This window comes from Niallia sp. CD-39 (assembly GCF_059874745.1).
Genome location: NZ_JCBCPS010000002.1, coordinates 282235 through 301856, shown reverse-complemented (window position 1 = coordinate 301856; position 19622 = coordinate 282235). Strand labels below are relative to the sequence as shown.

17 protein-coding genes and 1 pseudogene are annotated in these 19622 nt (G+C 38.7%); 4 read left to right on the top strand and 14 right to left on the bottom strand.

All coding sequences use genetic code 11. The features are described 5' to 3' along the window. Positions 1-37 precede the first annotated feature (37 nt). The 5 genes from AC6F34_RS07810 to AC6F34_RS07790 all read right to left on the bottom strand — a co-directional run bounded on the left by AC6F34_RS07810 (position 38) and on the right by AC6F34_RS07790 (position 6831). The gene (locus AC6F34_RS07810) at positions 38-1177 is read right to left on the bottom strand and encodes an acyl-CoA dehydrogenase (RefSeq protein WP_500770733.1); all 1140 of its coding nucleotides are present in this window, start codon (positions 1175-1177) and stop codon (positions 38-40) included. A gap of 20 nt (positions 1178-1197) precedes the next feature. Continuing rightward, the gene (locus tag AC6F34_RS07805) at positions 1198-2328 is read right to left on the bottom strand and encodes an acyl-CoA dehydrogenase (protein ID WP_500770731.1); all 1131 of its coding nucleotides are present in this window, start codon (positions 2326-2328) and stop codon (positions 1198-1200) included. 23 nt (positions 2329-2351) lie between these two features. Further along, positions 2352-3203, bottom strand: a complete 852-nt coding sequence (locus AC6F34_RS07800) for a 3-hydroxybutyryl-CoA dehydrogenase (protein ID WP_500770729.1) — start codon at positions 3201-3203, stop codon at positions 2352-2354. A gap of 24 nt (positions 3204-3227) precedes the next feature. Further along, on the bottom strand, positions 3228-4418 hold the full coding sequence (locus tag AC6F34_RS07795; RefSeq protein ID WP_500770727.1) for an acetyl-CoA C-acetyltransferase: 1191 nt from the start codon (positions 4416-4418) through the stop codon (positions 3228-3230). Between the two features lie 301 nt (positions 4419-4719). Beyond that, positions 4720-6831, bottom strand: a complete 2112-nt coding sequence (locus AC6F34_RS07790; RefSeq protein WP_500770725.1) for a heterodisulfide reductase-related iron-sulfur binding cluster — start codon at positions 6829-6831, stop codon at positions 4720-4722. A gap of 311 nt (positions 6832-7142) precedes the next feature. On the opposite strand from AC6F34_RS07790, the gene cls reads away from it, so the two are divergent. Then, the gene (gene cls / locus AC6F34_RS07785; protein ID WP_500770723.1) at positions 7143-8342 is read left to right on the top strand and encodes a cardiolipin synthase; all 1200 of its coding nucleotides are present in this window, start codon (positions 7143-7145) and stop codon (positions 8340-8342) included. 68 nt (positions 8343-8410) lie between these two features. Here cls and AC6F34_RS07780 read toward each other — a convergent pair whose 3' ends face one another. From AC6F34_RS07780 to speE, 5 genes are all read right to left on the bottom strand, one after another. After that, positions 8411-8590 carry a XapX domain-containing protein gene (locus AC6F34_RS07780; RefSeq protein WP_500770721.1) on the bottom strand — a complete coding sequence of 60 codons (180 nt, stop codon included), beginning with the start codon at positions 8588-8590 and terminating at the stop codon, positions 8411-8413. A 294-nt stretch (positions 8591-8884) separates the two neighbouring features. Next, positions 8885-10555 (bottom strand): arginine--tRNA ligase, encoded by a 1671-nt coding sequence (gene argS / locus AC6F34_RS07775; protein WP_500770719.1) that lies wholly within the window; start codon positions 10553-10555, stop codon positions 8885-8887. Further along, on the bottom strand, positions 10552-10983 hold the full coding sequence (locus AC6F34_RS07770) for a YwiB family protein (RefSeq protein WP_500770717.1): 432 nt from the start codon (positions 10981-10983) through the stop codon (positions 10552-10554). Before AC6F34_RS07770 ends, argS begins: the two co-directional genes overlap by 4 nt. Positions 10984-11097: 114 nt before the next feature. Then, positions 11098-11973 (bottom strand): agmatinase, encoded by an 876-nt coding sequence (gene speB / locus AC6F34_RS07765; protein WP_500770715.1) that lies wholly within the window; start codon positions 11971-11973, stop codon positions 11098-11100. 29 nt (positions 11974-12002) lie between these two features. Then, positions 12003-12830, bottom strand: coding sequence for a spermidine synthase (gene speE, locus AC6F34_RS07760; protein WP_500770713.1), 828 nt, complete (start codon positions 12828-12830; stop codon positions 12003-12005). Positions 12831-13103: 273 nt separating this feature from the next. Here speE and AC6F34_RS07755 point away from each other — a divergent pair, with 273 nt between their 5' ends. Continuing rightward, complete coding sequence (locus tag AC6F34_RS07755; protein ID WP_500770711.1) at positions 13104-15185, top strand: transglycosylase domain-containing protein; 2082 nt, start codon at positions 13104-13106, stop codon at positions 15183-15185. Positions 15186-15443: 258 nt separating this feature from the next. On the opposite strand, the gene AC6F34_RS07750 is transcribed toward AC6F34_RS07755, so the two are convergent. Beyond that, entirely contained in the window at positions 15444-15950 is a 507-nt protein-coding gene (locus AC6F34_RS07750) for a YwhD family protein (RefSeq protein ID WP_500770709.1), read from the bottom strand. 171 nt (positions 15951-16121) lie between these two features. Between AC6F34_RS07750 and thmT the strand changes: the two are divergent. Further along, a pseudogene (gene thmT, locus AC6F34_RS07745) lies at positions 16122-16310 on the top strand (2-hydroxymuconate tautomerase); the annotation flags it as partial. A 48-nt stretch (positions 16311-16358) separates the two neighbouring features. Here thmT and AC6F34_RS07740 read toward each other — a convergent pair. From AC6F34_RS07740 to AC6F34_RS07730, 3 genes are all read right to left on the bottom strand, one after another. Then, entirely contained in the window at positions 16359-16865 is a 507-nt protein-coding gene (locus tag AC6F34_RS07740; RefSeq protein ID WP_500770707.1) for a YwgA family protein, read from the bottom strand. 37 nt (positions 16866-16902) lie between these two features. Next, positions 16903-18195 carry an HD domain-containing protein gene (locus tag AC6F34_RS07735; protein ID WP_500770705.1) on the bottom strand — a complete coding sequence of 431 codons (1293 nt, stop codon included), beginning with the start codon at positions 18193-18195 and terminating at the stop codon, positions 16903-16905. Positions 18196-18368: 173 nt separating this feature from the next. Then, the gene (locus tag AC6F34_RS07730) at positions 18369-18590 is read right to left on the bottom strand and encodes a YuzB family protein (RefSeq protein ID WP_500770703.1); all 222 of its coding nucleotides are present in this window, start codon (positions 18588-18590) and stop codon (positions 18369-18371) included. 273 nt (positions 18591-18863) lie between these two features. On the opposite strand from AC6F34_RS07730, the gene AC6F34_RS07725 reads away from it, so the two are divergent. Beyond that, positions 18864-19598 carry an RsfA family transcriptional regulator gene (locus tag AC6F34_RS07725; protein WP_500770701.1) on the top strand — a complete coding sequence of 245 codons (735 nt, stop codon included), beginning with the start codon at positions 18864-18866 and terminating at the stop codon, positions 19596-19598. Positions 19599-19622: the final 24 nt, after the last annotated feature.

Sequence of the window (19622 nt, the reverse complement as noted above, 5' to 3'; positions counted from 1 at the left end):
GAGAGCTTAACTCTCCTACAATTAATTGAATGATGTATTATTTTGTAACCATTCGTGAAATAACAAGTCGCTGAATTTCTTGTGTACCTTCATAGATTTGAGTTATTTTCGCGTCTCTCATATATCGCTCTACTGGATAATCCTTCGTATAACCGTATCCCCCAAAGACTTGAACAGCTTCTGTTGTTACTTTCATTGCTGTGTCCCCAGCAAAAAGTTTCGACATCGCAGACTCTTTTCCATATGGTAATCCCTCTGATTCCAGCCATGCAGCTTGATAAGTTAATAGACGAGATGCTTCCACACCTGTTGCCATATCAGCTAATTTAAAGCCAATTCCTTGCTGCGCTGCAATCGGCTTGCCAAATTGATGACGCTCCTTCGCATACTCTGATGCAGCATCGAGTGCACCTTGTGCGATTCCTACCGCTTGAGCAGCAATTCCATTACGGCCACCATCAAGTGTCATCATGGCAATCTTAAATCCTTCACCAACTTTTCCAAGCACATTCTCAACCGGCACTTTGCAATCTTCGAAAATGATTTCTGTTGTAGGTGAAGAACGAATGCCTAGTTTCTTTTCTTTTTTCCCGACTGAAAAGCCTTCAAAGTCAGATTCAACTATAAATGCTGTTGTTCCTCGTTGTTTATCTTCTGGGCTCGTTAATGCGAACACAACATAAATGTCTGCAATGCCACCGTTTGTAATAAAGATTTTTGATCCGTTTAATACATAATGATCATCCTGTAAAACAGCTGTCGTTCTCATTCCACCCGCATCAGAACCACTTCCTGGCTCTGTTAAACCGTAAGCACCAATTTTTTCTCCTTGTGCCATTGGCTTTAAGTACTTTTGCTTATGTTCCTCTGAACCAAAAGTGTAGATTGGCCAACCTGCAAGTGAGGTATGAGCAGATAATGTGACTCCAGTTGACGCACATACTCTTGATAGTTCTTCAACAGCAATACAATACGCTAAGTAGTCGCTACCAATTCCACCATACTCTTCTGGCCATGGAATTCCTGTTAAGCCAAGCTCAGCCATTTTATCAAAGATTTCACGATCAAATCGCTCCTCTTCATCGCGCTCAGCAGCCGTAGGAGCCACTTCATTTTTCGCAAAATCTCGAACCATCTTTCTAATCATTTCATGTTCTTCTGTTAATCGAAAGTTCATCGTTCCATCCTCGCTTTTCTTTATATTTGCTTACTAATGACGAGTCGTTGAATTTCACTTGTGCCTTCATAGATTTCTGTAATTTTTGCATCTCTGAAGTACCGTTCTACTGGGTAGTCCTCTGTATATCCATATCCGCCGAATACTTGAATCGCTTCTGTTGTCACGTCAACCGCAGTTTTTGACGCAAAGAGCTTTGCCATTGAAGCTTCTTTCCCACATTTATCACCGTTCTGACGCAAGTTCGCAGCACGATAGATTAGTAGTTTTGCAGCTTCAATCGAAGTTGCCATATCTGCCAATTTAAAGCCGATTCCTTGTTGTGCAGCGATCGGTTTCCCAAATTGATAACGGTCCGTTGCATAAGCTGCTGCTGCCTCGAAGGCTGCTTCTGCTATGCCTAATGCTTGTGATGCGATACCAATGCGCCCAACATCTAGGTTGCCAAGAGCAATCTTTAAGCCTTCTCCTTCTTTACCTAATAGATTATCAGCGTGTACTTTCATATCTTCGAAGCTTATTTGAACCGTCCTTGAACCGTGCAGCCCCATTTTATGCTCATCTTTTCCGACAATAAAACCTGGAGTATCTTTTTCGACGATGAAGGCAGAAATCCCTTTACTTCCTAATTCCGGTTGAGTTTGTGCAAATACGATATAAACGTCTGCTTCACCACCATTTGTAATGAACACCTTCGAACCGTTCAAAACATAATAGTCTCCATCTTTTATTGCTTTTGACTTAAGGCTAGCCGCATCGGACCCTGCACTTGGCTCTGTTAAGCAAAATGCCCCTAAGTATTCACCTGAAGCAAGCTTCGGAACGTATTTTAATTTTTGCTCTTCAGTTCCGAAATAAAGAATTGGATTCGTTCCTACTGACGTATGAACAGAAAGAATGACACCTATCGTTGCACTTACCTTTGATAATTCATGAATCGCAATGATATATGACGTGAAGTCCATATCAGAGCCACCATATTTACTAGGGATTGGAACCCCCATCAATCCAAGTTCACCCATTTTCTTTATAACTTCTCTAGGAAACTCGCCTTTTTCCATTCTTTCTATAAATGGTGCAACTTCCGTTTTGGCAAAGTCTCTTACCATCTTCCGCATCATTTCTTGTTCTTCTGTAAAGTGTAAATTCATGTCTCTTCCCCCTGCTGTCTGCCTTATGCGTACTCGTAAAATCCTCTGCCCGTTTTCTTACCCAACCATCCAGCCTTCACATATTTTCTTAACAGTGGGCATGGGCGGTACTTGTCATCCCCGAACCCTTCATGCAATGTTTCCATAATATATAGACAAGTATCTAAGCCAATAAAATCAGCTAATGTAAGTGGTCCCATTGGGTGGTTCATGCCAAGCTTCATGACCTCATCAATTGCCTCTTTCGTCGCTACACCTTCATATAGTGTATAGATTGCTTCATTGATCATTGGCATTAAGATACGGTTTGAAACAAAACCAGGAAAATCATTGACTTCAACAGGTACCTTTTTCAACCGTTCGGTCATATTTTCAATAGCTTGATACACCTCATCAGCTGTCGCCAACCCTCGTATAATTTCTACTAGTTTCATAACAGGTACTGGATTCATGAAATGCATGCCAATTACTTTTTCAGGACGATTCGTCGCAGCAGCAATTTCTGTAATTGGTAATGAAGATGTATTGCTTGCCAAAATAACATGAGAAGGAGTGATTTCATCCAATTGCTTAAAAACCTTCGCCTTTACTTCCATGTTTTCTACAGCAGCTTCAATGACAAGATCGACCGTTGCTGCATCTGATAACGCAGTTGATGGTGTAATTCTTTCAAGAATTGTCTCCATCTCTTCAGCTGTCATTCTCGCTTTTTCAACTTGACGCTCTAGGTTTTTCTTAATGATTCCTATCCCTTTTTGCAAATATTCATCTTTTAAATCATTCAATACAACTTGATAACCTGCTTGAGCACACACTTGAGCAATGCCACCGCCCATTTGTCCTGCTCCAACAACCATTACTTTTTCAATTGCCATGTCTTGTTCCTCCTCTTGATCTCATTATTGCTTTGGCACTTCAATCATGATCGCATCCCCTTGACCACCACCACTGCAAATCGCAGCAATTCCAATCCCGCCACCTCTACGTTTTAACTCATGCATTAACGTTAAAATAATTCTAGCTCCACTAGCTCCAATCGGATGCCCTAAGGCAACTGCTCCACCGTTCACATTTACCTTGCTTTCATCCAACTGAGCAATCTGTTTACTCGCTAACGCGACAGCAGAAAAGGCTTCATTAATTTCAAACAAATCGATGTCCTCTACTGTTTTATTTGTCCTTTTTAATAATTCATTGATAACAATTCCAGGTGTTTGTGGGAAGTCCTTTGGCGCAACAGCAATCTCAGTATGACCTAAAATATATGCCCCGATTTCCTTTCCCTCCTGCTTCGCTCTTTCCTCACTCATCAATACAAGCGCACAAGCTCCATCGTTGACGCCCGGTGCATTCCCTGCTGTAATCGTGCCACCTGCTCCGAATGCTGAACCTAATTTTGCAAGCTTCTCAATCGTAGTATCTTTTCTTGGTGACTCATCATTAGACACGATGAGCACCTCTCCCCTTCTTTGTTGCACTTCTACTGCTATGATCTCTTCAGCAAATTTTCCTGCTTCGATTGCTTCGATCGCTTTTACATGACTTCTATATGCCCATTGATCTTGTTCCTCACGGCTTAGGTTCAACTCTTCAGCGGTGCTATTTCCATATGTACCCATATGAACACCTGTAAAGCTACAGCTTAACCCATCATGGACCATTAAATCGACGACTTTCGCATCGCCCATACGGAAGCCTGTGCGCGCCTTAGGCAATGCATAAGGTGCTTGACTCATCGATTCCATACCACCCGCAACAATTACTTCCTCATCTCCTGCTCGGATGATTTGATCTGCGATTGTGACACTCCTCATTCCTGAAGCACAAACTTTATTAATCGTTTCTGTTTTTACCTCCCAAGAAAGTCCAGCTTTACTTGCTGCTTGTCTAGAAGGGATTTGGCCTTGCCCTGCCTGCAAAACTGTTCCTAGAATCACTTCATCTACTTCTTCAAGATCAACCTTAGCTCTATCTAATGCTTCTTTTACAGCAATTCCTCCTAAATCAGAAGCTGTAAACCCACTTAATCCTCCTGAGAATTTACCAAATGGTGTTCTTGCTCCAGCTAATATGACTGTCTTTTTTGTCATGATTCCACTTCCTTTCTGAGAATTTCAGATTCATTATCGACTGAACGCTCGTTCGGTAGAGTATCCTAATCGGTGTTTCGTTCTTGTTATCCTCTATACACATTTAAAATGTAAGCGCTTTATTCCCTTATTTTACATGAAAAAAAGCAAGAATTGAAACACTTTACTAAAAATTCATAAAATAATTCTCTTATGAATACCCTTAAAGCTTTCAACTCTTGCTTCTCATTTTCTAAAAACACGGATACAACTTTTAATCAGTGGTCACATAAACGCCTCTCCACTAATTGAGATTTCATTTTTAAGAGGCCAGTGATTCCGTTGTGCCAACAACAGCTTTTTCTAAGATTTCTGCAACATCATATGTTTGTACCTGATCTTCAACTTCTTTTGCTTTCGTTCCATCCGATATCATCGTTAAGCAATAAGGACATCCTGAACTGATGACAGAAGGATTGACAGCTAACGCTTGCTCTGTACGTGAAACATTGACACGGTGGCCTGTTTCTTCTTCCATCCACATTAATCCTCCGCCAGCTCCACAGCACATACCATTGTCACGGCTTCTCTCCATCTCAACAAGGGTTACACCTTTGATTGATTTTAAGATTTCACGTGGTGGATCGTACACTTCATTGTATCGACCTAAATAACATGAATCATGGAAAGTAATCGTTTCCTGAACTTCAAATTGTGGGCGTAGCTTCCCTTCTTTTACAAGCTCAGCCAAGACTTCAGTATGGTGATACACTTGTGCTTCAAGACCGAAATCTGGATACTCATTCTTGAAAATATTATAAGCATGAGGATCTATCGTGACGATTTTCTTCACTTCATTTTTCTCGAATTCTTCAACATTTTTTGATGCGAGCTCTTGGAACAAAAACTCATTTCCAAGTCGGCGAGGCGTATCGCCAGAGTTCTTCTCTTTATTCCCAAGAATCGCAAACTTAACGCCGGCTTCATTTAGAAGTTTTGCAAATGAAAGAGCAATCTTTTGGCTACGGTTATCATATGACCCCATAGAACCAACCCAGAATAAATATTCGAACTCTTCTCCTGCTTTTTTCATTTCTTTTACCGTTGGAACATGAACATCCTCACGTGCATCACGCCAGTCTTCACGTTCTTTTCGGTTAAGACCCCATGGATTTCCTTGTCTCTCAATATTCGTCATCGCACGCTGAGCATCTGCATCCATTTTTCCTTCTGTTAAAACTAAATAACGGCGAAGGTCAATGATTTTATCAACATGCTCATTCATTACTGGGCATTGGTCTTCACAGTTACGGCAAGTCGTACACGCCCAGATTTCTTCTTCTGTAATGACATCCCCAATTAAACTAGGGCTGTAAGCCAATGATGCTGCCGCTTCTTCAGCACCTTGAGTAGCACCTGCAAGAGCTAATTGATTCCCTTGAGTATTAGAAAAAGCAAATGTTGGCACCCATGGCTGCATCGAAGTAACTGATGCTCCGTGGTTTGTTAAATGGTCACGCAACTTCACAATTAAGTCCATTGGTGAGAGCATTTTTCCTGTACCAGTTGCTGGACACATATTCGTACAACGTCCACACTCAACACAAGCATAAAAATCGATCATTTGATGCTGTGTAAAGTCTTCAATTTTCCCTACACCGAACGATTCTTGAGACTCGTCTTCAAAATCGATTTTCTTCAGCTTAGCCGGAGCGTCAAGGCGGTGGTAGTAAACATTCGCTGGTCCTGCAATTAAGTGAGCATGCTTTGATTGTGGAATATACACTAAGAATGCTAGCAAGAACAATAAGTGAATCCACCATGCAACATAAAAAACAACAATGGTCGCTGTTTCACCCATCCACCCTAATGCTAGGGCAAACAATGATGCGACTGGCTCTGTCCAAGATAATTCATGTCCATGCCACACTAAGCTCATCCCGTTTCCTAGTAATACGGTAAACATTAAGCCCCCAATAAAAATTAGAACGATCGCGGCTTTGAAATCTCTTTTTAGTCGAACTAGTTTTTCAATATAACGACGATAGAACGCCCAAATGATGGCAAATAGAATCGTCACAGTTACAATCTCTTGGAAGAATGTAAAGAATGGATACAATGGCCCAAGTGGCAAGTGTGTATCTGGAACAATTCCTTTTATGATAAAATCTATTGCTCCAAACTGTACGAGTAAGAATCCATAGAATAACAGCACATGGATAATTCCACTTTTCTTATCTTTTAATAATTTTTTCTGACCGAAAACATAAACCCAAATTTTGTATAATCGCTCTTTTACACTGCTATCAAACTCAACCTTTTTTCCAAGACGGATGTACGCAAGGCGCGTTCTAATTAAATAGACAAAAAGGGTAGTAGCGTAAGCGGTTACAAGAAGAAAAGCGATTAAGTTAATCCATAATAACGGTCCCATCTTCAAGCTCCCTTCCTATTTTAGTTCAAGTGCTTTTCATGAAAATTTCTAAAAACAATAAAATTTTCTGAAATAATATTTTTCTTAGTACCATATTATATAATGAATGAGCATTCAGTCAATAGATTATTAGTAATTTTCCGTTTTTTCCGCCTACTATCTTATATGAATAAATAGATTAGAAAAGAACTTATTTCTACCATCTAACCATATATTTTTTAAAAATTCAAACATTATATAACGTTGTTTCTTCTATTAATTTTTCATAAAATTGGAGATACTTATAAAAACAACTTTAGGAGCGATCTCTTTTGTACTTCATTCTCGTCATTCTATTCCTAGCAATTCTGTTCTTTGCAGTATATCTTGATTTTTATTTTGGAAGAAAGCATAAAGAAAAGCATGCGGAAATTGCTGCCTTCCCACAACGTAAAAGCGAGCTTCATTTTTTTGATAAAGGCCCCGAACTGTTCCAAGATCTTTTTGCAGAATTAAAGCAAGCAAAGCAGCATATTCATATTCAGTTTTATATTGTTGAGGAAGATGCAATAAGCAAAGAGTTTTTAAGTATCTTATCGCATAAGGCAAGAGATGGTGTAGAAGTAAGGGTTTTACTTGACTGGATTGGCAGCTTTACAATAAAAAAAAATACCATCAAAATGTTAAAAAGCTATGGTGTTGAATTTGCTTATAGTCGCAAGCTTGGCTTCCCTTATTTGCTTTATCGAACACAAACTAGGAATCACAGAAAAATTGCAGTAATTGATGGTGAGATTGGGTATATGGGTGGCTTTAATATCGGCAAGGAATACGTCAATCAAGACCCTAAGCTTTCCCCTTGGAGAGATTATCATTTAAAGCTTTATCACGAAGGGGTACAAGATCTTCAAAGTATATTTCTCCTTGATTGGGACCATGCAACAAAAACAGATTTAACTCGAAATAGCGCGTACTACCCTTCGTTAAAATCTGGAGCCATGTCACATGATATACAAGCGTTTGAAGGGGTTGGGTTAGAAGAAAAATTTATAGAGCTAATCACTAGAGCTAAAAATAAAATTATCATTGGTACCCCATACTTTATACCGAGCATAAACATGCAAGATGCATTGTTAACCGCATTATCTAAAGGAATAAAGCTTGAAATCATCGTACCAAAAGAAAGTGACCACGTGCTTGTAAAGGAAGCATCGTATCGCTATTTACGCCCTTTATTAAAAAATGGGGCGACAGTGTATCAATTTACAAATGGATTCTATCATGCAAAAGTCATTAAAATTGATGAGGTCGTCACAGATATTGGCACAGCTAATTTTGATCGCCGCAGCTTTTTTCTTAACGATGAAATCAATTGCTTTATTTACGACAAAGAAATGATTGAAATCATCAACAAAGTAATAGAGAAAGATCAAAACGATTCCACACAATTGTCCTTAGAAGAGATAAATAGACCGAACATCTTGCGTACGATCAAAGAAATCATCGCGCGCCTTCTATCGCCTTTATTATAAAGTAGTCACCTAATCACTAAAGTGTCTTTTCTATAAGGGTACACTATATTGATTAGGTGCATTTTAATTTATTTGGTGAACCATTCAATCATCGGTGCTAATGCAACAAACGCTCTAAACCCTAAGTAAATGCCGACAATCCCCATAATTCCTGGCAAAGCATTTGGTGCTGGAATCGGTAATTTTAATGCAGCAAACAGAAAGCCTACTAAAAATCCAGTAATGATTGAAAGCAAGATAATCTTCAAAATTCCACTCCTCAATGTTTTACTTTTGAAGTTAGCTTGCCCTAATGAATGAAATCCACTCAATTTCGAAAGGGTTGGACGGATATTTTGAAAGTGAAGGTATATCTAACACAAATTCTAGTTTATCTAGCAGGTTTTCGAATTTATCTTGTAAGAATCCGGTTTTATCTAGCAGATGTTCGAGTTTATCTAGCAAGAATCCAGTTTTATCTAGCAATTTTTCAAACTTATCTAGCAAGTTCACGAGTTTATCACAAAAAAAATTAAAGACACCCAAAACGGGTGTCTTTTCTCTTACATTTTTTCTGGAGCAGATACTCCTACTAGGGCTAATGCATTTTTCAATGTAATTTGAACAGCTTTTACTAATGCTAGTTTTGCAGCTGTTTTATCTGCTTGCTCTGCATCGATTACTTTCTCAGCATTGTAGAAGCTATGGAAAGTAGATGCTAAGTCGAAGATGTAGTTTGTCATGCGATGTGGCATCCTTTTTTCTGCCGCTTCTGCAATCGCTAACGGGAATTCACCAAGCTTCTTCAAAACTTCGATTTCTTTGTCCGCTGAAATATACGAGAAATCATCGTTTGCCATTGGAGTTATGCCTAGTTCCGCTGCTTGGCGTAAAATACTGCTAATACGTGCATGTGCATATTGTGCGTAGTAAACTGGATTTTCGTTCGATTGCGAAACTGCTAAGTCAAGATCAAAGTCTAGATGTGTATCTGCACTTCTCATCGCAAAGAAATAGCGTGTTGCATCTAAGCCTACTTCTTCCACTAAATCACGCAACGTCACAGCTTTACCAGTACGCTTGCTCATTTTCATTTTTTCTCCATCTTTATAAAGATGAACAAGTTGGATAATTTCAACCTCCAACGATTCACGCTTAAAGCCAAGCGCTTCAATCGCAGCTTGCATTCTTGGAATGTAGCCGTGATGATCCGCACCCCAAATGTTAATTAATGTCGTAAATCCACGGGCAAACTTGTCTTTATGGTACGCAATATCAGGTGTTAAATAAGTGTAAGAACCATCATTCTTAATCATCACACGATCCTTGTCATCACCAAAAGTTGTTGAACGGAACCATGTAGCTCCATCTTCTTCATAGATATGGCCGTTTTCTTTTAAAGTGTCTAAAGCAACATCGATTTTGCCATTTTCATATAGAGAGGTTTCAGAATACCATACATCAAACGGAACGCGGAATTCTTCTAAATCTTTCTTTAGCTTTGCCATTTCTACTTTTAAGCCATACTCACGGAAAAATTCAAAACGGCTTTGCTCATCTTCATGAACAAAACGATCGCCGAATTCATCCGCCAGCTTCTTCCCAATCCCGATGATGTCTTCGCCATGATACCCGTCGGCAGGCATCTCTTTTTCTAAATTTAACGCTTGAAAATACCGTGCTTCCACAGAGTAAGCTAAGTTATTGATTTGATTTCCTGCATCATTGATGTAATATTCACGAGATACATCGTAGCCAGCCTTCGCTAAAATATTGCATAATGAATCACCAACTGCCGCTCCACGTGCATGTCCTAAATGAAGATCTCCAGTAGGATTAGCTGAAACAAACTCAACTTGAACTTTCTCTCCTCCACCAAAATTAGACTCTCCGTATTGATCTCCTGCTTCAAGTACAACTGGGATTAAGTCTACTAAATAGCGATTGTCCATATAAAAGTTAATAAATCCTGGTCCAGCAATTTCAATCTTTTCGATTGAAGCTTTAGATTGATCAAAGTTTGCAATTAATTGTTCAGCGATCGCTCTAGGTGCTTTTTTTGCAACTCTCGCCAACTGCATCGCCATATTTGTCGAGTAGTCCCCATGACTTTTATCTTTCGGTGTTTCCAAAACAACTGCTGGGATTTGCTCTTCGGTTGCAAGATTCGCCTTTATAACTGCTTGTTTAATTTCTTCTTTTAGTTTTGCTTGCACTTGTTCAACGATATTCACGTTACATCCTCCTCCATTGTAATCAACAAATGATAAGTGCCTGTAAAGGAACCATCCATTTTCATTTCATATAAAAGCTCAATTGAGCCGTTGCCTTTTATAGTGTTAAATTGGTGATCGATACGCTTCGCCTGCGTACTGAGCGAAAACACACCATAAGGTAGCTCATAGCTCCCTCTTAACGTTTTATTTAAACGGAAAGGAAGACGCATCTTCACCGCTCCACTACGCATAATCAGCGCCTCTTGTTCAGCGATTTTTATAATCGTTTTTGCTGTTCCCTCTTCCATCACTTCTTCATATTGAAGATAATGCTGGTCACCTTTTTGATAGTATCGTCCAAAAGCTGTTAACTCAAAAGTTTGTTTTTCTTTTCCGTCCCTTATTGCCGTTTTCACCTTTAGCTTAACAGGCATATGTTCAGACATTCGTAGCACTTCCTTTATACATACGATAACCTTTCTATTATAAAACATCTAGACGCACGTTTCCACATTAGGATACACAAAAACGGAGGCTAAAATCGCCTCCGCTACATGCTATTATTCTTTTACCCAGCCTAAAATCATTTCACGAATCAGCTTGCTTGCTGTATTCGCAGTTTGTTCAGATGGATCATAAATTGGTGCAACCTCTACTAAGTCCGCTCCAACTACTTGAACATCTGAATGTGCGATTTCATGAATCGATGCAAGCAATTCCTTCGATGTAATGCCTCCAGCGTCAACAGTGCCTGTTCCAGGTGCGTGTGCAGGATCAAGGACGTCGATATCAATTGTGACATATACTGGACGCCCAGCTAAAGTTGGAAGTATTTTTTTTAAAGGCTCTAACACTTCAAATTTAGAAATTTGCATTCCCACTTCTTTTGCCCATTCGAATTCTTCCTTCATCCCAGAGCGAATGCCAAATGAATAGACATTGCTTGGTCCGATTAAGTTAGCCACTTTTTTGATAGGCGTCGAATGAGATAGAGGCTCTCCCTCAAACTCGTCTCTTAAGTCGGTGTGTGCATCCATATGGATAATAGCAAGATCCGGATACTTCTTATACATCGCCTTCATCACTGGCCATGAAACAAGATGCTCTCCACCCATTCCTAACGGGAATTTGTTGTCGGCAAGAAGCTGATCAATATAATCTTCGATCATATTTAAGCTGCGCTGTGCATTTCCAAATGGCAGTGGAATATCTCCAGCATCAAAATAAGGGATATCACCTAGCTCCTTATCTAAATACGGGCTATACTCTTCTAATCCAATGGACACTTCACGAATTCTAGTTGGACCAAAACGAGATCCTGGGCGATAACTTACCGTCCAATCCATCGGCATACCGTATAATACGGCTTTAGCTTCCTCATAGTTTGGATGACTTTTTATAAATACATTTCCTGAGTACGCTTCATCAAAACGCATCGAACATCCCTCACTCTATCGAACTTCTCTTATTTCACTAAATCTTGTACAAATTTCGGTAAAACAAAGGCAGCCTTGTGCAGCTCTTTTGTGTAATACTTCGTTTCGATTTCATGGAATCTCTCTTCTGCAACTTCCAGAGGATCATGTTTTTTCGAACCAATTGTAAACGCCCACATACCGCTTGGATATGTTGGAATATTAGCTGTATAAAGACGAGTAATCGGGAAGATTTCCTTCACGTCTTTTTGAACCGTACGAATTAAGTCTGCTTTAAACCAAGGGTTGTCAGACTGAGCAACGAATAGTCCATCTTCTTTTAATGCTTTTGCAATTCCTGCATAGAATCCTTTAGAAAATAAATTTACTGCTGGCCCAACTGGCTCTGTTGAGTCAACCATGATTACATCATATTCATTCTCACTCTTTGCAATATGCATAAATCCATCATCTACTCGAACGTCCACACGTGGATCGTCTAATTTCCCTGCGATTTCTGGAAGATATTTCTTCGAATACTCAATGACCTTCCCATCAATATCCACAAGTGTTGCTTTCTTAACACTAGGGTGCTTCAATACTTCACGAATAACCCCACCGTCTCCGCCACCTACGACTAGAACATTCTCCGGGTTAGGATGTGTAAATAATGGAATATGCGCAACCATTTCATGATAAACGAACTCATCTTTTACCGATGTCATGACCATATCATCTAATAAAAGCATATTTCCCCATTCTTCCGTCTCAACCATATCTAGCTTTTGAAAATCTGTTTGCTCTGTATGTAAAGTGCGTTTCACTTTCATTGTGATACCAAAATGATCTGTTTGTTTTTCAGTAAACCAAAGACCCATTTATATCAATCCTTCCAATCAAGAATTTGCCTAACTTTTTCAAACTCGAAAAAAGTATAGTGGATTCTCTTATAAAAGTAAAGAAAACTTCGTATACCTCTATTCTTATTTTATGTTTAAAAACGATCCGAAAATTAAATACTATTAAAAACTAAAAAAATTGATGTCTCTAGGTGTAGCGGTAATCATTGGCGAAATACCATCAAATCGCACCAATACATCAGTATCTTCTTACGTTTTTACTTTATTCTTCTATAGAAAGTAGGTGGGCAAGTGGAGTTATCCAATAAACCCGTTTTTAATAAAACAATAAAAATCTTTCGAGCACTTGTAATTATGGCCATTCTAGCTTTTTCGTTTGCAATTTCTCTATTTATTGGCACCTATATTTATGCAAAATCTCTTGGGGCGCCTCCATTAGCCGTTCCTCAGTCGACTCTTTTTCTAGCAGCAGATGGCACGGTTGTGGGTGAAACTCATAATGGTCAAAAGAGGTATTGGTTGAATATTGAAGACATAAGTGAAGATTTAATAGATGCCACTGTTGCGATTGAGGACCAAAACTTCTACGAGCATAACGGTTTAGATTATAAACGCATTGCAGGTGCAGCTCTGGCAGACCTTAAGGCAATGGCAAAAGTACAAGGAGCAAGTACGATCACACAACAGTATGCAAGAAACGTATTTTTAGAGCATGAAAAGTCATGGAAAAGAAAAATAAAGGAAGCATTCTATGCAATTAGAATTGAACTTTTTTATACGAAGAAAGAAATCTTAGAAGGGTATTTAAACACCATTTACTATGGAAGTGGCGCATACGGTGTACAAGCAGCAAGTCAATTTTATTTTGGAAAGGATGCAAGCGAGCTTACATTAGCAGAAGCATCGATGCTTGCTGGCATTCCAAAAGGTCCAGGCATTTATTCCCCACTAGCTTCAGAAGAAAAAGCAAAGAGTAGGCAACGAATCATTCTTTCAATGATGGCAGAGCAAGGATATATTGATCAAGAAACTGCTCAATCCACTCTAGCAGAAAAATTAGTCTATGTAGGCAAGCATCTATACACTCGAGATGAGGTGGCTCCTTATTTTCAAGATGCAGTTAGGCAAGCACTTAAAAATGTCGTTCAATTAGAGGATGCAGTTATAGCTTTAGGTGGATTGAGGGTTTATACCTCCCTGGATTTAGAAAAGCAACGTGCGGCTGAAGCAACTTTTGAAGCATTTATTGCAGAGGACAATGAAATTCAAGCTAGTTTAGTAGCAATGAATCCAACTACAGGTTTTGTCGAAGCTTTGATCGGTGGGCGTGATTATGATAAAAGCTCATTTAATCGAGTTACGCAAGCTGAACGTCAGCCTGGATCAACAATCAAACCACTGTTGTATTATGCTGCCTTAGAACAAGGTTTTACACCAACAACAATGATACGAAGCGAGCCTACGACTTTTATGTACGATGACGGCCGCGCCAGTTATACTCCGAGGAATTTTAATAGCAAATATGCAAATAAGGACATCCCTATGGTTCAAGCACTCGCTCTCTCAGATAATATTTATGCAGTTAAGACACATTTGTTTTTAGGAGAAGATGTACTGATTGAAACAGCAAAAAGATTTGGTATCACCTCAAACATGGCAAATGCCCCGTCGTTAGCACTTGGGACATCTGGTGTTCGAGCGATTGAATTAACATCTGCCTATAGTATGTTTGCAAATGGAGGAACAGAAGTAAAACCAGTCTTTATCACAAAAGTTGAAAACCATAAAGGCGATCTCCTATACTCCGTAGAACAAGAACCAAAACAAGTATTAGACAAAAAAAATGCTTTCGTTACAGCACATATGATGACTGGAGTATTTGATTCGTCTTTAAACGGCTACGCAAGTGTAACTGGTAGCACAATCGCAAACAAGAAAACAAGAGTATATGCGGGAAAATCAGGAACAACGCAAACCGATAATTGGATGATTGGGTTTTCACCTCAACTCGTTACAACCGTTTGGACTGGATATGATCGTGAGCAAAAGATTGAACGTGCAGTAGACAAAAGGATTGCAAAAGATGTGTGGATTCATTTCATGGAAGAAGCACATATGGGTCTACCGAAGAGGGACTTCTCTCCACCAAAAGGAACGATTGGTGTGCACATAGAACCCGAAAGTGGGTTACTAGCAACTGAGGATTGTCCAAATAAAAGATTAACTTATTTTGTTGCAGGAACAGAACCGACTGAATATTGCATGCTTCACTTACCAAATCATGAAGAAGCACCACCAGCACTAGATGAGCATCATGAGCACACGGAGCCTTCCACACCGTGGTATAAAAAGCTATTCCGTTGGGGTTCTTAAAAGTGAAGTTACTGTGAGGTTCATAACATCGAATCTTCAACAATTAGCGAATTATTGGTGGCGCTTCCACACAATCCATATCTCCGTAAAATGAAAAACCTCGGGAAGTTTCCCGAGGTTTTTCGTGTCCTAGTACTATACAGTGCCTTCGCACTGTAAATAAGTTTACTTTTTTTATCAGAATTGGGCAAGTGGTTAGAAAAGTCCGTCAGCAAACTGTCACAAAACCGTCAATATATTGGGATGTTTTACCTTTTATTATTGCAATCCTTGCTTCAACTGCTCAGGTGATCTCTCCCACATTCCATTATCATGTGATTGCAAGAAGTTTTGTAGCACTTCTTTTGAAGGCTGATCCATATGATCAACAATAATATGCTTTTTGATTGATTTATCCATACGATTTACATGCTCTGGTAAAGATTTATAGCCTCTTCGTATTGAACGGTCAACCGTCATTTCACAAGCTGTAACTCCTGCGTAGTATGGTCCTTCTTTACCTTGGTCAATAGTCACCCAAATCAGCCAATACGGCTTTCCATTTGGAACCTCTTCTTTTGTTTTTAAAAACTTGATCCCTCTCTCAACCGGACTTCTCGCATGCATTGCTCCGATTTCAATGGAAGCTTCTCGAGCTTCGACATCGATAATTACAGGAGATACATGATCAAGACTAAGTGATCCAACTCCGAAGCCTCCGTGGCCATCTGTAGGATCGTTTTTAATAATATTGAACTCGATATTTGTTTTTTTCTTTTCTGTCATGTCGCCGCCTCCTATGCTCTCTCAACAGGTTATCTATTTCTTGAAACTTAAGTGATATTATATACTGTAAAGTATACATGAAAGCATAATGAATGTGAAAATGAACAAACACTTCTTGCGCTTTCTTTTCTTTTATGGAAAACTACAAATAAAAATAATGTTAGGAGAAATCTCATGCCTTATATTACTGTAAAAATGCTAGAAGGTCGTTCTGAAGAGCAAAAAAAAGCACTCGTTGAAAAGGTGACAGATGCAGTGACAGAGACTACAGGTGCTTCAAAAGATAAAGTTGTAGTTTTCATTGAGGAAATGCCTAAAAACCACTATGCTGTTGCTGGAAAGCGTCTAAGCGACGAATAACATTCACTAAAAAGGATTCAGCATCCTATGATGTTGAATCCTCTTTTATTAATGATTAACCTTATGATGTAAAGCTTGAATATAGGTGTATGCTTCTTCTATTTCTTCATCACTGTATTTTTGCTTACTTTTTAACGTTTGAACTTTTTCTACAACTTCAGACTTTGATAAGTTATCAAAATATAAAACCGTCGATACAAGCTCTAAGAAACGGGCATTTTGACCATTCATATCTGTTAAACACTCTTCTAAAAACGGCATTTTCACTTCATTTATTGATAAAAACTCTTTTCCCGAATCAGTAAGAGAATATTTATATTGATAATACCCCCCCTTTTTTTCCTTTATTTCATTTAAGAAGCCCATATTACATAATTCCTCCACACGGAGAGTTAATTCTTCAGAATAAGGTCCGTAAAAATGAAACTGGAATTTTTCTTGAAAAGGGAAAGTAATTTTTTTAGCAATATAGATCATTTTTTGCAACTTTTTTCTTCCGATAACCTCTTCTGATGCTGCAATGGCATGCAATAATTTAGCGTGATCCTTTAACAAGACTAAGTCATCTCCTCATCCATTTCTAATCTATTCTTTAATTGAGTTCTAATAGGTTGCGAATTTTGTTGATCAGGTCACTTTCTTGTTGTAAAACCTCATGAGGATAATAAAGCTTATGATCCGTTCTACGTTTACCAGATATCGCGTCAACAATGTCTGACTCTCTTGATAATTCCTTTATTTCGCCATTCTTTAGTTGGAGATGAATCGGCAATCTCTCTTCCTCTTCTCCAGGTCGATAAAAATCATATGGGAGGTCAGAGGAGGAATCAACGACTAAATAATACTCCGGATCAAGACCAGCCTGCTGAAACAAGACAGATAGCTTTGCAAGTTTCTTATACTCTTTAGCAGGATCGAACTCTACGTATTTAAATAGCTTACGGTCAAGAAATCTCGTACATAAATCCTTTAAAATTCCGTCCTCTTCTAACTGCCACATTTGAAAATAATACATTACGATTGCTTCATCTAATTGTATATAATCCTTAATCGTCAAGTTGCCATCAAAAAATGAATAAAAATGATGGGGCTCTTGCTTGAATGAATAATTTTGATGATATAAGTCTTTGGCTCGATGGAGTATTTTCGTTAAGATTACCTCAGCGCTTCTCGTAACAGGGTGAAAATAAACTTGCCAATACATTTGATATCGGCTCATTATGTAATCTTCTACTGCATGCATTCCACTATGCTTTATCACAACCTGATCCTCTCTAGGTCGCATCACACGTAAAATACGCTCCATATCAAAATGACCATAACTTACACCTGTAAAATAAGCATCTCTCTGCAAATAATCCATACGATCCGCATCAATCTGACTCGAAATCAAACTTACAACGAGCTTGTTCTTTGACGTTTTCGCAATGACTTCTTCTACTTTTTTGGGAAAGTTGCCACCAACTCTCCTTAAAACGGCATTTACCTCTGTATCACCTAAAATAATCGCTTTTGTAAAATATTCATGATCAAAATCAAATACTTTTTCAAAGGAATGAGAGAACGGTCCATGTCCTAAATCATGTAAAAGGGCTGCACATAGTGCTAGAATGCGATCGTCTTCATTCCACTCGGGGCGATTAACGAAAACATCATCCGCAATACGACGTACAATTTCGTACACACCGAGCGAGTGATTAAATCGACTATGCTCTGCTCCGTGAAACGTTAAATAAGTCGTTCCGAGCTGCTTGATTCGTCTTAATCGTTGAAACTCCCTTGTGCCAATTAAGTCCCATATTAAGCGATCCCGAACGTGAATATATCGATGGACTGGGTCTTTGAATACCTTTTCTTCACTTAATTTTTCTTTTGCGTAAGACATTCTTTCCCTCCATTCTTTCATGGCTATATATAGAAGTATTATATCGATTTTTCCAGAATCATGTCACTATTTGTTTAAAAGCAAAAAAAGAGATTAGCTTCTCTAGTTATTAAAGAACAGTGTCTATTACAAAAAGAAAAATCACCTAGCGCATGACGTTGTCATAAGGTGATTTATTTTAATTTCTTGTTTATTTTTTCCATTAGATCCTCTTCTGTTAAAGCTGCTAGAGGGCGATTATTGACAAATGCGAAAGTCTTTTTACGTCCTGGTCCACAGTAGGATTGGCAGCCAATATCAATCTTAGCGTCACAATCTACTTCTTTTAATCGTGGGATTAACGTTTTTAAATTTACAGCCTGACAATCATCGCAAACACGAAACTCGTTTGCCATTCCCATTCAACCTTTCCTTCCCAATATATCATTCCCGTTTATTCGCTAAGAGGTATTTTACCGCTATTTCAACCTATTTGCAAGGTGCAATCTTTAACATGTAAAGGGAGAAACGTTATACATTCACTCTACCATATTGCGTAATTACTAGACTGCCTTTCAAAATTAAAGATAATAAAATTCTACTATCCTTTTAATCCAAGATGTATAAAGATTCCTTAAACTGTCAATCCTTTAAACAAAAGAACGATGAAATATAGGGAGTTGAGGTAGATGAAAGTACGTCAAGATGCATGGACAGATGAGAATGATTTATTACTAGCTGAAACAGTTTTAAGGCATGTTAGAGAAGGAAGTACTCAATTAAACGCTTTTGAGGAAGTTGGAGATCAGTTAAACAGAACATCAGCCGCATGTGGCTTCAGATGGAATGCTGTTGTACGTCACAACTATGAAAAAGCGCTACAACTAGCAAAAAAACAACGAAAGCAAAGGCAGAGAATCCTAGGCAAAGACCAAGGTGGGAAGAAGAAGCTACTCTATTCACCACCAGAGCCTATATTAGGTGAAACCGAGGATATGTATGCTCAATCAACTCAACATGAATACACACCTGAGCCTGTCATGAGCACAAATGTTGAAGCTAGCAATGAATTAACCTACGTAAGCAATCCGATTAGTACCAATTATCAGCCTCAGAACATCAATTTAGACACTGTTATTGGCTACTTGCAAACTCTAAAACACTCAAGCATGAGATCCGATCTTTATAAAAGCGAGAATGAAAGGTTAAAGCGTGAAGCAGATGAGTTGCGCCGTAAAAATGAGCATTTAGAGGAAAAGATTCATAAACTAGAGCAAAACAGTGTAACGATTCAAGAAGATTACGAGACACTGATGAACATTATGAACCGTGCAAGAAAACTAGCTATACTTGATGAAGAAGAACGACCTGCAACGAAGTTTAAAATGGACCGCAATGGAAACCTAGAAAAAGTTGCAGAATAAAGAGAAGTTTATATAGGAGAGGGT